Source organism: Bradyrhizobium sp. 35 (assembly GCF_023073215.1).
In the GTDB taxonomy this organism is placed as follows: Bacteria; Pseudomonadota; Alphaproteobacteria; order Rhizobiales; family Xanthobacteraceae; genus Bradyrhizobium; species Bradyrhizobium canariense_D.
Genome location: NZ_JADPJC010000133.1, coordinates 1 through 14,699, shown reverse-complemented (window position 1 = coordinate 14,699; position 14,699 = coordinate 1). Strand labels below are relative to the sequence as shown.

The window sequence follows — 14,699 nt, the reverse complement described above, 5'->3', positions numbered from 1 at the left end:
TCAATCCTTGAGTTGTCCGTTGGTGTCCGCTGCGGCCTTCTCAGGGAACAGCGCGTGCATCGGTGGTGTCGTCTCTCGCATCTCCGTCCAGTCCATGTGCCGCGTGCCACACGGGACGTCCTGTATCTCCTCGGAGTGGTGCCACCTGATCCACAGATGTCCCTGCACCGGATCAAGCACGATGCGCCGTATGGCGTCCCGTAGGGCAGCATTGGTCTCCGCCACGTCGTCGCTCTTGGTCAGCACGTGCTCAACGGCTTTGAGCCTGTCCTTAACGCTTGCGGTCGTCATGGTATCCCTCTGTGTCCGGAGGTCCCGCAGCTGCTTCTGTATGGCCTTCAGTTCCCGCTCAGCTTTGCCCAGTCTCCGGTCTGCCACTGGGGTTCTGTTACGCGCAGCTAGGTCAGCCAGATCGAATACCCACTGCTCTACGCGGTCAGCATTGGCCTGCAGTTCCTCGATTTGCTTCTCCAGTGCGGCCGTACTCTTGCCACGTGGCGCTTCCTTGATGAGGCCTCGCACGTTCTCTCGGAGAGCCTTGTCCACGGTGTCGTAGCGCACGGCCTTGTAGTCACAGCCCTCAGCTCGCATGTTGGCTCGGGAGCAAACGAGGTACACGTAGTCGCCTTTGGCCACTCGGGTCACCGCATGGCCACATGTGGCACAGAAGATGATGCCTGACACGATGGATTTCGTGGGCTGTCTGGCGTTCCGACCTCGGGCCGCCTTGGTGCTCAGTTTGCGGTTCACACGCCAATACACGTCTGCATCAACCGCAGCGGGGAACAGGTTCTCCACGGGAGCCATAGGCTCGTCTCGGCGCGACCTTGTGGTTTCGTCATGGGTCGTGGTGTGCGGTGTGAAGGTTCCGATAGGTGCAGAGCTGGCGAGCACCTTCCTGATGTAGCTTGTTCTCCAGTGATCAGCGGTCCTCTGGTCTCCGCTGCGTGGCCACGTCGGCAGACCGCGTTGATTGAGGTCTCGGGCAATCCGAGTAAGCCCATCACCTTTATCCATGCGCTCGAACATCTCACGCACGACGTCCGCTCGCTCCTTGATCAGTTCGTAACGTCCTTCTTTGTCGGACCAAGTGATCCACGCGGGTGTCTGTCGGGTGTATGGTTTCCCGTCCAGTCCGTTCTCAGCAAGCCGCTGCTTCTTGCGCGCCTTAGCATCACCGACAAGCTGTCCCTTGCGCACGCTCTCCTTGTTCGCCCGGATCAGTTCGAGCACGACCAAGAAGATGGCCTCGGGCTCCCGCTGGAAACGCTCGGCTGAGTATGCTTCGCCGTTCGTGAGGGTCACAAGGTTGATGCCGCTTCCAACCAACTGGAGGAACAGCCCTTGCGCTGTGACGATGTCAGCGCGTGAGAGCCGGTCCATGTTCTCAATCAGCAGGTAGCTGCCACGCTCGACGTATCCCGCATCGACAGCTCGCAGGAACCCTCCGAGGGCTCCTTGGTGCGCGTTCTTTCCCCGGTAGGCTGACACACCGAGGTCCGTCATCTTCAGTTCGGTGTCGAGCGTGAGCCCATGCTCAAGGGCGTACTTGGCCGCCTTCTCGGTTTGACGCTGGAGGCTCGCCCCAGCGGCTTGCGATGGTGTCGAGAACCGGACGTAGGAATAGGCCTTGGTCACGGCCTCGGTGCGCACAGGGACGTTCATGGGACTGCTCAGGCCGTAGCGTCGCCAACAAGGGGCTGCAGCACGTCGGCAAGTGCCTGATGGTCCACGGCGCTCTCCAAACCCTCCCCAAGGGCTCCTAGTGCTTGTGCTGTCCGTGCTATGGCCCAAGCGAACCGAACGGTGCTCCGAAGGATGATAATGGTGACGGTGTTCCCCAATTCCACTGCAATCTCCGTGTGATGCTGCTCGCCCGCGCCCTATAGCGTTGGCATTCACACTCTGCAATGGCGAAGGCCGGCAGACCGGGCGCGACCTGCACCTGCACGTCGACCGCGCGGGCCTCGATCCCCTCAAAGGCGACGGTAGAAACCCGCTGAACCATGCCCGAACCAGCCTGCCCTTTTGCACAATTAGGGGTAGCAGAGCGGGCCAATTCTTGCAAGAACAATACAGGAACGGGTCGAGGGGCGCCGGAAGGTCCTAACCAATCGTAAACACGACGAAGACACTACGCCTCGAATGCAAGCTGCTCTGCTCAGCACATTCCAACGAATGTCCGCTACTCCTAGGGGTGCGGGATGGGCCGTGGTCTAACGGGTGAACAATTCAAATGCTTGCAAATCGCCGGAGAAGCGAACGACGGATGTGCACGCGGCTCGCCAAGATTCATTTTGGCGCGGGTTCGCTGCCGCGGGACTGCACGATCACGGATATTTCGGATGGCGGCGTGAAAGTCGTGGCGGAATTTCTGGAAGTGCCGCCGCAATTCACCATCATCTTCGCGCCCGACTATTCCCGGCAGTGCCGCCTGCGCTGGCGCATCGGCTGCGAGTTCGGCGCTGAATTCACCGACTGAGCTTTCGGAAGCGCCCCGCCTTAACGGGACTTTAGCGTTAATCGGTAAGCATCTCTGATCAGTCGCCGAGTGATCAGAGTATGTCCAAGCGTTTGTCCGTCGCCTCTCTTCCGGCGAGATATCTGTTTTCCGCGCTTCTGATCCTGGCCCTCGGCGGCTGTCAGACAACCGGCATCGAGGACATCACCGGCGCGCTCGGCGGAAAGTCGGACACGGCTGGCAGGGCCGAGGCCAAGCCGGACGTGAAGCCGGACATGGATGCGCTGCGCGAGCGCTATCGCGCCAAGCCTGGCGATCCCAACGTCGCGCTCGAATACGGCAAGGCGTTGCGCCAGACCGGCCAGCGCGCGCAGGCGCTCGCGGTGCTGGAGCAGGCCGTGCTCGCCCATTCCAGCAACAAGGCGCTGCTCGCCGGCTACGGCCGTGCGCTCGCCGACAGCGGCAGTTTCCAGCAGGCGTTCGACGTCCTCGGCCGCGCGCATTCGCCCGAGGATCCCGACTGGCATATCCTGTCGGCGCAAGGCGCCGCGCTCGATCAGCTCGGTCGCAACGAGGAGGCGCAGCAATATTACGCCGCCGCGCTGAAGATCGTGCCGGACGAGCCGTCGGTGCTGTCCAATCTCGGACTGTCCTACATGCTGCAGAACAATCTGCCGCGGGCTGAGGAAACGATGCGCCGGGCGCACGAGCGCAATCCCGCCGATTTCCGCGTGCGCGCCAATCTCGCGCTCGTGCTGGGACTCGAAGGAAAGCAGGCCGAGGCCGAAGCCATCGTGAAGGCGGACCTGCCGCCGGATCAGGCGGCGGCCAAGGTCACGGCGCTGCGGCAGTTGCTGGTGAAGAAGCAGCAGCGGGCGGAGAAGTAACTCGCTCGCGCGCGTCAGGATGCCGTGTCAGGAAGCCTTGGTCCGAACGCCTTGCTCAGAACGCCTTGCTCAGGATGCCTTGCGATGCGGGGCTGACCCGCGACCCGACCTGCCCTTCAGCTTCTTCAGCAGCGGCCCGAGCAGCGAGCGCTTCGGCTTCTTCACTTCGCCCCGCCCGGCGAGGCGGTTCGCCATGTTCTGGAACAGCTCGGTGGTGCGGTGGCTCTTGGAGACCTCCGCGATCATCTGGCCGTTGTTGGCCGCGGTCGAGAACAGCTTCGAATCGAACGGGATCACCGCGATCGGCTGGCTCTCCATGGTCTTGGCGAAGGCCTTGACCTCGATCTCCGCCCGCTTGGGCATGCCGACCTGGTTGATGCAGTAGAGCGGCGGCCGGTCGTTCGGCCGCGCCGCCTTCAAGACGTTCAGCATGTTCTTGGTGTTGCGCAGGTTCGCAAGATCGGGCTCGGCCACGATGACGATGTCGTCCGCGTTGACCAGCGCGCGACGGGTCCAGCCCGACCATTGATGGGGAACATCGAGCACGATGCAGGGCGTGGTCATGCGCAGCGTGTCGAACACCGCGTCAAAGGCCTCCGCGCCGAAATCGTAGACGCGGTCAAGGGTGGCGGGCGCAGCAAGCAGGCTGAGACGCTCGGTGCATTTGGAGAGCAGACGCTCTATCAGGGCCGTGTCCGGCCGATCCTGCGACAGCACCGCATTGGCGATGCCTTGCACCGGGTCCTGGTTGTAGTCGAGACCCGCGGTGCCGAAGGCGAGGTCGAGATCGATCACGACGGAATCGAGCGCGAGGTCGCGGGCGATGGTCCAGGCCACATTGTGCGCGACGGTGGAGGCACCGACACCGCCCTTGGCCCCGACCACCGCGATGACGCGGCCGGTGATGATGGTTTCGGACGCCGAGAACAGGCTGCAGATCGAGCGGACGACGTCGAGCGTTTCGACCGGTCCCACCACATAGTCGTTGACGCCGCGGCGGACCAACTCGCGATAGGGCGCGGTGTCGTTGGGATTGCCGATCACGACCACACGGGTGCCGGGATCGCAGACGCCGGCGAGGTCGTCGAGGCCCTCGAGGATGTCGCGGGTGCCGTCGGATTCGATCACGATGACGTTCGGCGTCGGCATCGTTTCATAGACTTCGATTGCCGCCGCGAGGCCACCGTCCTTGGCCGTGAGATGCGCCTTGGCGAGACGGCGATCCTGCCCGGCCGCGGTCACCGCGGCGAGCGTCTGCGCGGTCTCGCAAAAGGCTTGCACGGAGATGCGAGGAACCGGCGCAATGTGTTCCTCGGGGTGCTGCGGATCGTCCGCTTCTTCGTCGTGGACGCGTGTCATCTGCCTGTATCGCTGAGTTTGGCCTTGTCGGCGTCTGGATTGCTGCTCGCGATCGGCGTGCCCTTGCGATAGCGCTCGAAGGCCATGTCACGCCGTGCGTTATAGACCGGCGTCTCGGACCGCGGCTGCTCCAGGTCGGCCGGATTGTCGATCATGGCCGCGAGGTTGCGCTGGCTGGCGCAGCCCAGATTGAAATAGGGCCGGTTCTCGTTGTAGCCGGGGTCGAGGATGGAGGGGCCGATATCTTCCGGCCACAGCCCGCAGGGGCCGGCGACCGCGGCGATCCGGGAATAGCTCAGGCGGATGGTGGGCAGCAGCCCTGGATCCTCGGGCCGATAGGGATGCTGGACGATGGCACGCGATGGCACGCCGACGGATGCGAGCACGGAACGGATCTCGTGATAGGTCGCCGCCGCCGCGCGCGAATTCGCCGCGTTGACCGGGACGTCGACCACGACCGAGCCGGTGCCTTCGCGCACCCAGTCCCGGGCAATGCCGGCGACGTCCGCGTGCTGCGCGGCCGAGAGGCCGCCGCGAGCCTTGCCGACGAAGATCACGATCGACTTCTTGGCTTCCTCGACCGCGATCGGGTGACGCTGGCGATAGTCGGTCGGCACCGTCTGGGTGACGATCTCGCCGGTGGTGTTGCAGGCGCCCAGCATGACGGAGAGCCCCGTCAGTGCCAGCGCGACGCTCAACCCGCGACGTCGATCGGCCATGGTCTTCGTCATCGCTTCATCCCCTCGTGCCCCGTCTCTTGCCCCGTTCCCCAACCTGTCCGTTCGTCGTCAGTCGATGATGAAGCCGAAATCGCCGGGCGTGCCCGCGATCGGATCGACGCGGCGCGCGACGCCATAGAGGCGGTTCATGCGACCGAGCAGCGCCGTCTGGGCGTCAGACGCCGGGGCGAAGCCGTCGTCGGGGCGGGACAGCTCCTTCTGAGCCACCGCGCGCACCACATAGGGCGTCACGATCACCATCAGCTCGGTTTCGTTGTTGACGAAGTCCTGGCTGCGGAACAGCGCGCCGATGATCGGCACCTGGTCGACGCCGGGCAGGCCGTTGATCGCCTGTTTGGTCTGCTGCTGGATCAGGCCGGCCATGGCCATCGAGCCGCCCGAGGGAATTTCCAGCGTCGTTTCGGCGCGGCGGGTCTGGATCGAGGGGATGGTGATCGAGTTGGTCGAGCTCGACGACAGCGCCTGGGTCACCGTGATGGCGCTTTGGTTCGACAGCTCGGACACCTCGGTCATCACCCGCAGGCTGATCCGTCCCTCGCTCAGCACGACCGGGGTGAAGTTCAGGGAGATGCCGAACTTCTTGTAGGTGATCTGGGTGGTGCAAACGTGGGTGACGGGATCGCAGGCATAGCCCGAGGGAATGGGGAATTCGCCGCCGGCGATGAAGGTGGCGGATTCGCCGGAGATCGCGGTCAGGCTCGGCTCGGCGAGCGTGCGCATGACACCGGCACTTTCCATCGCGCGCATCGTGGCGCTGACGGTCGCGAAGCCTTTGGTGAGACCGGCGACACCTAATCCGTTGTTGCTGACGATCGGTCCGCCGCTGACCGAGAACGGGTTGGAATTGTTGAAGTTCACCACCGCGGTGCCGGCGTTCAGACTGGCGCTGAGATCGACGCCCAACTGCTTGACGATATCGCGGCGCACTTCGCCGACGACGACCTTGAGCATCACCTGGTCGCGGCCGCGCACGATGATGTTATTGACCACCTTGTCGGAGCCGCCGACCAGTTTCGCGGCGACGTCGCCGGCCTGCTGGGCCTCGACCGGGCTCGATACCGAGCCTGTCAGCATCACGCTGTCGCCGACGCCTTCGATCTGCACGCCCGGCAGCGACTGGCGCAGCGCCGTGCGCATGCCGTTGAGATCGCGCTTCACCGCGATATCGTAGGCGGCGACCTGCTGGCCGTCTGCGGCGAAGAACACGACGTTGGTCTGGCCGACCTGTCCGCCGATGATATAGGCGCGTTGGGCCGAGCGGATCACGGCATTGGCGATCTTGGGATCGGCGACCAGCACGTCCTTGACGTCGCGCGGCAGGTCGATGACGGCGGACTTGCCGACGCCGAGCGACAGGAAGCGCGTCTTCGCCGGCGCGATCGTCCCGACCGGCGAAACATCGAGATCGGCTGCCTGCATCGGCGCCTGGTCGCCGACCGGCGCATCTGCGGCGCTGACGACATCGGGGGCTGCGAGGAGCCCCAGGGTCAGCATCGTCCCCGTCCAGAACGAGCGCGCGCGATTCCCCCGAATGCGCATGCCCGTCCGATCATCCCCGTAGTTCATCATGTCCCCATCACTTCTGTGACGTCAGTTGCCGCGCCTGTACGCCGTAGCGGATCACGTTGACCCCGCCGGACCGCTTGCTCGCCTGGTCCTCGGGCGTGCTGTCGACCGAGTTGGCATCGACGATGCTGCGCAGCGCGAGTGTCAGCGTGCCGCCCTGGCGCGCTGCCGATAGCGCGGCGACCTGGTCGGGTTTAAGCTCGAGCGTGACGGTCCTGCCGACGACGGCGTTCTGGCCGTCCTTTTCCTTCGGCGCCTGGTCGATCGCGAGCACGCGGATATTGGTCAGGATCGCTTCGGATAGGATGAGGTCGTTACCGGCGGCCCCGTCAGGATTCTTCAGGCGGCGGGTCAGCATGATGTCGACGCGGTCATTCGGCAGGATGAAGCCGCCGGCGGCAGTCTCGGCTGAAATCTCGGTGGAGACGGCGCGCATGCCCGACGGCAGGATCGCGGCCATGAAGCCGGAGCCGTCGGCCCTGACCAGCTTCTGCTCGCGGATTGGCTCGCCCTGCATCAACGGCACGCGTGCGATCGAGCCTGCAATCTGGATCTGCGCCTCGGGCCTGTTGTCGCGGCGGATGAAGGCGCTGCTCGCGGTCGCCGCCGGCCAGAGCTGCCATTGCAGGTCCTCGGGCTTCACGGCTTGACCGAGCTGGATGTCGTTCTTGGCGACCAGGACCTCGACCGTCGGCAGCTTCTCGGCGACGGGGAGAACGGGCGCGGGCTTGTTGTCATAGCCGCTCGCCAGATACGCAGCGACGCCGCCGGCGCCCAGTGCGATGACGAGAACGACAATGCGTGCGGTGTTCATACGCTTCTACTCTACGCGGGGCACTCGAACCGCACCTGGCGGGCTCCCCGACATCGATGAGTAGGCAGCAAAAGTATAAGCGGTGTTGCGAGGCCGAATGTGATCGACGGCCGCGCTGTGGTCTTTCGGCAGATGGTGAACGTCGCGTTAGCCGGTCGGCCACCGGCCCCGTAGTTTCACGCAGTGCGGCCACTGCGTTCGAATGATGCGCGCGGCGTCATGGTGAATGGGTGGTTAGTGGTGTGTGGGGTGATGCCGCGCATGCATTACGTAGCCTGGATGGAGCGAAGCGCAATCCGGGGCCGCTGAACATGATGTGGCATCCCGGATTTCGCTGCGCTCCATCCGGGCTACGGGCCGGCGGCTACTTCGCGCGCTTTTGCTCGATCACGTCCCAGAGCTTTGCGGCAACGTCCGGTCCGCCGAGCCGCGCGATGGCGCGGATGCCGGTCGGCGAGGTCACGTTGATCTCGGTGAGGTTGCCGTTGATGACGTCGATGCCGACGAACAACAGCCCGCGCTCGCGCAGCGCCGGGCCGACGGTAGCGCAGATCTCGCGCTCGCGCGGCGTGAGCTCGGTCTCCTGCGCAGCGCCGCCGCGCACCATGTTGGAGCGGAGGTCGTCGGCGGCCGGGACACGATTCACCGCGCCCGCGAACTCGCCGTTGATCAGGATGATGCGCTTGTCGCCGTGCTTCACCTCGGGGATGAACTGCTGGATCACCCAGGCTTCCTTGAATGTCACCGAGAACATGTCGAACAGCGAGCCGAAATTCATGTCCTGCGGCATCACGCGGAACACCGCAGCGCCGCCATGGCCGTGCAGCGGCTTCATGACGACGGCGCCATGCCTGTCGCGAAAGGCGTTGATCTCGTCGAGATCGCGCGAGATCAGCGTCGGCGGCATCAGCTGCGGGAAGTTCATCACGAACAGCTTTTCCGGCGCGTTGCGCACCGATGCGGGGTCATTGACGACGAGTGTCTTCGGATGGATGCGTTCGAGAAGGTGCGTCGAGGTGATGTAGGCGAGGTCGAACGGCGGATCCTGGCGCAGCAACACCACGTCGAAGCTGTTGAGCGCCTCGCGCCTGGGTTCGCCCAGGGTGAAATGATTGCCGGGCTCGTCGCGCACGGTGAGCAGCTGAACCGGAGCGACGATTTCCTCGCCGACCATCGAGAGCTTGTCGGGCGTGTAATAGGACAGGCCGTGGCCGCGCTTCTGCGCCTCCAGGAGCAGCGCAAAGGTGGAATCGCCCTTGATGTTGATGCGGGCGATGGGGTCCATCTGGACGGCGACGTTCAGTTTCATGGTCTGCCTTTCAGGTCGAGGCGTCGAATGCCGCCAACACATGGCGTGGAAGTCGTTTCGGCGCAATCAGCATGGCATCGAATCGCATTTCAAATTCCGCATGCTCGGGATGCGCGACGAGCCAGCCTTGCGCGGCATCGATGATGCGCTGCTGCTGGCGCGGCGTCACGGCGAAGGCGGCGTCGTCCAGCGTCGCGCGCGCCTTGACCTCGACGAAGGCGATCAAATTGCGGCGGCGCGCCACGATGTCGATCTCGCCATGCGGCGTGCGGTAACGTTTGGCGAGGATGCGGTAGCCCTTGGCCATGAGATAAGCCGCAGCGCGGCTTTCCGCAGAGATGCCGGTGTGGAACGCGGCGACGCGCTCGGGCGAGGCGATTTTCGGTTCCGACGGGACGTCAGTCTTCGCCATCGCCGCCCCGCAGATCTTTGGCAAGCTCAAGCGCGCGGGCATAGACCTCGCGGCGCGGCCGGCCCGAGAGGGCGACCGCATGCGCCACCGCATCCTTGACGCTGTTCGCGGCAAGCTGCTCACGCAGGACGTCGTCGAGCGCATCCGATGTCAGCATCTCGGCATCCGCCGCAGGCGGAGCGATCACCAGCACGAATTCGCCGCGCGTCTCCAGCGTGTCGGCATCGCGCGCCAGCTCACGCAGCGTCGCGCGCGAAATCTGCTCGTGCAGTTTGGTCAGCTCGCGGCAAATCGCGGCTTCCCGGGTCCCCATGATCTCGGCGAGCTCGGCGAGCGTGTCCTGCACGCGGTTGCCGGAATCGAACATCACCAGCGTCGCATCGATGCGCGCAAGCTCGGCCACGCGCGACTTTCGCGCGGCGGATTTCGAAGGCAGAAAGCCTTCGAAGAAGAAGCGGTCGGTCGGCAGCGCTGCGACCGATAGCGCCGCCAGCACCGAGGACGGGCCGGGCAGCGCGTAGACCGCGTGGCCGGCGGCGCAGACCTCGCGCACCAGCTTGTAGCCGGGGTCCGAGATCAACGGCGTGCCGGCATCCGACACCAGCGCGATCGAGCCGCCCTGCGAAAGCCGCTCCAGGATCTTCGGACGGGCCGCTTCAGCGTTGTGCTCGTGATACTGCTTGAGCTGCGCAGAGATGTTGTAGCGCTCGGTCAGACGCCGCGTGATGCGGGTGTCCTCGCAGGCGATGACGTCGACCCCGGCGAGGGTCTGCAGCGCCCGCAGCGTGATGTCACCGAGATTGCCGATGGGGGTCGCCACCAGGTGCAGGCCAGGCGCGGCCTTCGGCGCGACAAGCCGATGGGCGTCGACGGAGAAACCGCGCGAGGCGGCCTCCGTCGTCTCAGGTGTGTTTGTCGGGGACGGCTTTGCGCGCATAATCAGACGAACTTAGGTATGATCCCCGGGGCTGGGAACCGGTCCCCGGAAAAAGATCGTGCCTGGGCGAGGCAAGGGGCGAGGCAGGACTGGAATGTGATCCATTCGGCATCACATTCCCCAGGGAATGAAGCGTCAGCGCCATATTCGCGGCGGAAACGCCGCCTTGATGCTGGGTGACGGACGGCGGACAGCTAGCCAGAACTTGAAAGGAAGCCGCGTTAAGCGGGCATTATCCTTTTGTTTGAGTTAACTATTTGCCGACAATATGCCTGAATCCATGGCCGGTGTCGTGGAAAGAATGTCGTGACCGGCTGGCGACGGTCGGTCGGAAGAGAAACTGTCATGACGGGCCCACGTGATCCCAGATCCTCCTTTTCGGAGGAGTCTCCCGTTCAGGGGCCCCTGATGTCAGGGGCGACGCGGCGAAGCGCGCTCGGTCTGTTGCTCGGCGCGCCGCTGCTGTCGGCCTGCGCCGGCGTGCAGCAGAGCCTGAGCCAGTTCTCCAATCCGTTCAGCAGTTCCTCCCCGCCTCCGGCCCAGCCGGCCGGCCCGCCGCAACAGGCGACGACCGCCGGCACCGGCGGGGTGAAGGTTGCCGTGATCCTGCCGCTGTCGGCATCTGGCAATGCCGGCCTTGCCGCGCAGTCGATGCGCAACGCCGCCGAGATGGCGCTGGCCGAGTTCCAGAATCCCAACATCCAGCTCCTGATCAAGGACGACAATGGTAGCCCGCAGGGCGCGCAGGCCAGTGCGCAGCAGGCGGTCGATGAGGGCGCCGAGATCATCCTGGGGCCGCTATTCGCGCAGTCGGTGCCTGCGGTGGCGCAGATCGCGCGCACGCGCGGCATCCCGGTGATGGCGTTCTCGACCGATTCCAGCATCGCCGGCCGCGGTGTCTATCTGCTGAGCTTCCTGCCGGAGTCCGACGTCAACCGCATCGTCGAATATTCCGCCAGCATCGGGAAGCGCTCCGTCGCCGTGCTCGTGCCCGACAATGCCTATGGCAATGTGGTCGAGGCCGCGGTGAAGGCGGCGGTGCCGCGCCGCGGAGGGCGCATCGTCGCGTTCGAGAAATACGGCGCCGATCGCGCCACGCCGGCCCGGACCGTGGCGCAGCAGCTCGGCAGCGCCGATGCGCTGTTCATCGCCGATGATGGCGACGCCGTCGTCTCGGTCGCCGATGCGATGAGCGCGGCGGGTGCGAATCTGCGCAATATCCAGCTGCTCGGCACCGGCCTGTGGGACAGTCCGCGCGTCTATGCCAGCTCCAACTTGCAAGGCGGCCTCTACGCCGCGCCGGACCCGGCCGGCTTCCGCGCCTTCTCCGGCCGCTATCGCACCAAATATGGCGCCGAGCCCGTGCGCACCGCCACGCTTGCCTATGATGCGGTCGCCCTGGTGGCCGCGCTGGCGCGTACGCAGGGCACGACGCGCTTTTCGTCGGACGTGCTCACCAATCCCTCCGGCTTTGCCGGCATCGACGGCCTGTTCCGCTTTCGCGCCGACGGCACCAATGAGCGGGGCTTGGCGGTGATGAAGGTCACGACCGGCGGCGGCGTTGCGGTCGCGGGCTCGCCGAAGAGCTTTGGGGCGTAGCTGTTTCCTCGACGTCGTCCTGGCTTTCGCCAGGACGACGATGGAGAGACTTTACGCCGCGAGATCCGCGACCACCGCGTCCAGCACCGGAAAACCGCTGCTCGTCACGCGCAGCCGTCCCGTTGCATCCACCGTGATTGCACCTTCTTCGCTCAGCAGCGTGATGCGCTTGGGATCGAGTGAGCGGCCGGAGAGCGCTTTGTAACGCTCGGGGTCGATGCCCTCGGCGAGGCGCAATCCCATAAGCAGGAATTCGTCGGCGCGCTCTTCGCTGTTGAGGAGATCGTCGGTGACGACGCCGTGGCCGTTGGTCTCGACCCGCATCAGCCAGGCTTCGGGGCGCTTCTCGGTGGCGGTCGCGTGCCTGATACCGTCGATGTCGAGGCGGCCATGGGCGCCGGGGCCGATGCCGGCATATTCTTCGCCGCGCCAGTAGACCAGATTGTGCCGGCACTCGGCGCCGCGCCGCGCGTGATTTGAAATCTCGTAGGCGGGCAGGCCGAGCCTGTCGCAGGTCTCCTGCGTGACGTCGTAGAGCGCGCGTGCGACCGCTTCATCCGGCGTCTTCAGCTTGCCGGCTTGATGTAGGCCGAAGAACGGCGTGCCTTCTTCGATCGTCAATTGATAGAGCGACAGATGCTCGGCCGCCTCGCCGATCGCGAGACGCAATTCATCGGCCCACATCGCCGGCGTCTGGTCGGGACGGGCGTAGATCAGGTCGAACGAATAGCGATCGAACGAGCGGCGCGCGATAGCGACGGCATCGAGGGCCTCGCGCGCGCTGTGCATGCGGCCGAGCGCTTTTAGCGAGGCATCGTCGAGCGCCTGCACGCCGAGCGAGACGCGGTTGACGCCGGCGGCGCGATAGCCGGCGAAGCGCGTAGCCTCGACGCTGGTCGGGTTTGCCTCCAGCGTGACTTCGACGTCTTTCGCCACGGTCCAGTGCTTGCCGATGGCGTCGAGCACAGCGCCGACGGTTGCAGGCTGCATGAGCGAGGGCGTACCGCCGCCGAGAAAGATCGAGGTGACTTCGCGTCCGGGCGCGCGCTCGGCGGTCGCAGCGATTTCGCGCGCGAATGCTGACGCAAACCGCGGCTCGTCGATCGGGGCGTGGCGAACGTGGCTGTTGAAATCGCAATAGGGGCACTTCGACAGGCAGAACGGCCAGTGCACGTAGACGCCGAAGGCTTCCTTAGCGCGGCTCAAGGCAGATCTCCGCCAGTTTCACGAAGGCGCGGGCACGATGCGACAGGCCGAGACCGAGCGGCGGCAGGCCGTGCTTCTCGATGCTCTCCATCTCGCCGAAGGTGCGGCTATGGCCGTCGGGCAAAAACATCGGGTCGTAGCCGAAGCCGGCGGTGCCGCGCGGCGGCCACACCAGCGTGCCGTCGACGCGCCCCTCGACCTCTTCGAGATGATCGTCGGGCCATGCAACGCAGAGCGCGGAAACGAAGTGCGCCTTGCGTTTGGCCGGCGTGGTCGCGCCGCGCTCCTGCAACAGACGCTCGATCTGCGCCATCGCTGCGGCAAAATCCTTGTTCGGGCCGGCCCAGCGCGCCGAGTAGATGCCGGGCGCGCCGTCGAGCGCGTCGACCACGATGCCGGAATCATCGGCGAAAGACGGCAGCTTCGTTGCCTGCGCCGCCGCGATCGCCTTGATCGCGGCATTGCTGCGGAAATCGTTTCCGGTTTCTTCCGGCTCGGGAAGGCCGAGCTCGCCGGCCGACACTGCTTCGATGCCGTAAGGCGCGAGTAGCTCCTTCATCTCGGCGAGCTTGCCGGGATTATGGGTCGCGATAACCAGCTTTCCGGTGATTCGGCGGTGCATCGGGCTATTGACTACGCTACCGCCAGTTTCTGCAAGTCCACGAGACGCGCGACGCCCTTGCGCGCCAGCGCCATCAACGCCAGGAACTCGGCTTCCGTGAATGGCTCGCGTTCCGCGGTGCCCTGGACCTCGATGATGCGGCCATCGCCGGTCATGACGAAATTGGCGTCGGTGTCGGCTTCGGAGTCCTCGGCATAGTCGAGGTCGAGCACGGGCGTGCCCTTGTAGATGCCGCAGGAGATCGCGGCGACGTTGTCGCGCAACACATTGGCCTTGACCATGTTGCGCGCCTTCATCCAGCTGACGCAATCGGCGAGCGCGACCCAGGCACCGGTGATCGAGGCGGTGCGGGTGCCGCCGTCGGCCTGGAGCACGTCGCAATCGACCGTGATCTGGCGCTCACCGAGCGCTTCGAGATTGATGATGGTGCGAAGCGAGCGGCCGATCAGGCGCTGGATTTCGACGGTGCGGCCGCTCTGCTTTCCGGCGGAGGCCTCGCGGCGGGTGCGTTCCGAGGTCGCGCGCGGCAGCATGCCGTATTCGGCGGTGACCCAGCCGCGGCCCTGGCCCTTCAGCCATGGCGGCAGGCGGTCTTCCAGCGTGGCGGTGACCAGCACGTGGGTGTCGCCGAATTTCACCAGGCACGAGCCTTCCGCATATTTGACCACGCCGCGCTCCAGCGTCACGGGGCGCAATTCGTCGGGCGCACGGCGGCTTGGCCGCATGGGAAATCCTCCAAAACTCTCAAAAAAGTGCTGTTGGCGGTGCTTGTAGGGGGGGTGAGGGT

The 14,699-nt window shown here is 65.2% G+C and carries 14 protein-coding genes; 3 read left to right on the top strand and 11 right to left on the bottom strand.

Translation table 11 applies throughout. The annotated features are described in order from the left end of the window. A complete protein-coding gene (locus IVB36_RS27040; RefSeq protein WP_247393681.1) occupies positions 1 to 1,665 on the bottom strand; it encodes a recombinase family protein in 1,665 nt (554 codons plus the stop codon). Between the two features lie 571 nt (positions 1,666 to 2,236). On the opposite strand from IVB36_RS27040, the gene IVB36_RS27035 reads away from it, so the two are divergent. Next, the gene (locus tag IVB36_RS27035; protein WP_007598461.1) at positions 2,237 to 2,482 is read left to right on the top strand and encodes a PilZ domain-containing protein; all 246 of its coding nucleotides are present in this window, start codon (positions 2,237 to 2,239) and stop codon (positions 2,480 to 2,482) included. Between the two features lie 80 nt (positions 2,483 to 2,562). Beyond that, entirely contained in the window at positions 2,563 to 3,348 is a 786-nt protein-coding gene (locus tag IVB36_RS27030; RefSeq protein WP_018459619.1) for a tetratricopeptide repeat protein, read from the top strand. A gap of 69 nt (positions 3,349 to 3,417) precedes the next feature. Here the strand turns inward: IVB36_RS27030 and IVB36_RS27025 are convergent, their stop codons facing one another. The 7 genes from IVB36_RS27025 to rsmI form a co-directional block, all read right to left on the bottom strand. Then, complete coding sequence (locus IVB36_RS27025; protein WP_018459618.1) at positions 3,418 to 4,707, bottom strand: AAA family ATPase; 1,290 nt, start codon at positions 4,705 to 4,707, stop codon at positions 3,418 to 3,420. After that, positions 4,704 to 5,438: a pilus assembly protein CpaD gene (locus IVB36_RS27020; RefSeq protein ID WP_018459617.1), complete on the bottom strand. Its 735-nt coding sequence runs from the start codon at positions 5,436 to 5,438 to the stop codon at positions 4,704 to 4,706. The genes IVB36_RS27025 and IVB36_RS27020 overlap by 4 nt, the downstream gene beginning before the upstream one ends. A gap of 57 nt (positions 5,439 to 5,495) precedes the next feature. Beyond that, positions 5,496 to 7,013, bottom strand: a complete 1,518-nt coding sequence (locus tag IVB36_RS27015) for a type II and III secretion system protein family protein (RefSeq protein WP_026233853.1) — start codon at positions 7,011 to 7,013, stop codon at positions 5,496 to 5,498. A gap of 10 nt (positions 7,014 to 7,023) precedes the next feature. Next, positions 7,024 to 7,827 (bottom strand): Flp pilus assembly protein CpaB, encoded by an 804-nt coding sequence (gene cpaB / locus IVB36_RS27010; protein WP_018459615.1) that lies wholly within the window; start codon positions 7,825 to 7,827, stop codon positions 7,024 to 7,026. A 364-nt stretch (positions 7,828 to 8,191) separates the two neighbouring features. Continuing rightward, a complete protein-coding gene (gshB, locus tag IVB36_RS27005; protein ID WP_018459614.1) occupies positions 8,192 to 9,136 on the bottom strand; it encodes a glutathione synthase in 945 nt (314 codons plus the stop codon). A 10-nt stretch (positions 9,137 to 9,146) separates the two neighbouring features. Continuing rightward, on the bottom strand, positions 9,147 to 9,548 hold the full coding sequence (locus tag IVB36_RS27000) for a YraN family protein (protein ID WP_018459613.1): 402 nt from the start codon (positions 9,546 to 9,548) through the stop codon (positions 9,147 to 9,149). Beyond that, complete coding sequence (rsmI, locus tag IVB36_RS26995; RefSeq protein WP_247295830.1) at positions 9,535 to 10,485, bottom strand: 16S rRNA (cytidine(1402)-2'-O)-methyltransferase; 951 nt, start codon at positions 10,483 to 10,485, stop codon at positions 9,535 to 9,537. Before rsmI ends, IVB36_RS27000 begins: the two co-directional genes overlap by 14 nt. A 408-nt stretch (positions 10,486 to 10,893) precedes the next feature. On the opposite strand from rsmI, the gene IVB36_RS26990 reads away from it, so the two are divergent. Continuing rightward, positions 10,894 to 12,084: a penicillin-binding protein activator gene (locus IVB36_RS26990; RefSeq protein ID WP_018459611.1), complete on the top strand. Its 1,191-nt coding sequence runs from the start codon at positions 10,894 to 10,896 to the stop codon at positions 12,082 to 12,084. A gap of 51 nt (positions 12,085 to 12,135) precedes the next feature. Here IVB36_RS26990 and hemW read toward each other — a convergent pair whose 3' ends face one another. The 3 genes from hemW to rph are packed head-to-tail and all read right to left on the bottom strand — an operon-like array spanning position 12,136 to position 14,637. Further along, on the bottom strand, positions 12,136 to 13,290 hold the full coding sequence (gene hemW / locus IVB36_RS26985) for a radical SAM family heme chaperone HemW (RefSeq protein WP_018459610.1): 1,155 nt from the start codon (positions 13,288 to 13,290) through the stop codon (positions 12,136 to 12,138). Then, positions 13,277 to 13,912, bottom strand: coding sequence for an RdgB/HAM1 family non-canonical purine NTP pyrophosphatase (gene rdgB / locus IVB36_RS26980; protein WP_018459609.1), 636 nt, complete (start codon positions 13,910 to 13,912; stop codon positions 13,277 to 13,279). Before rdgB ends, hemW begins: the two co-directional genes overlap by 14 nt. Before the next feature lie 11 nt (positions 13,913 to 13,923). Beyond that, complete coding sequence (gene rph / locus IVB36_RS26975) at positions 13,924 to 14,637, bottom strand: ribonuclease PH (RefSeq protein WP_007598482.1); 714 nt, start codon at positions 14,635 to 14,637, stop codon at positions 13,924 to 13,926. Between the last annotated feature and the right edge of the window lie 62 nt (positions 14,638 to 14,699).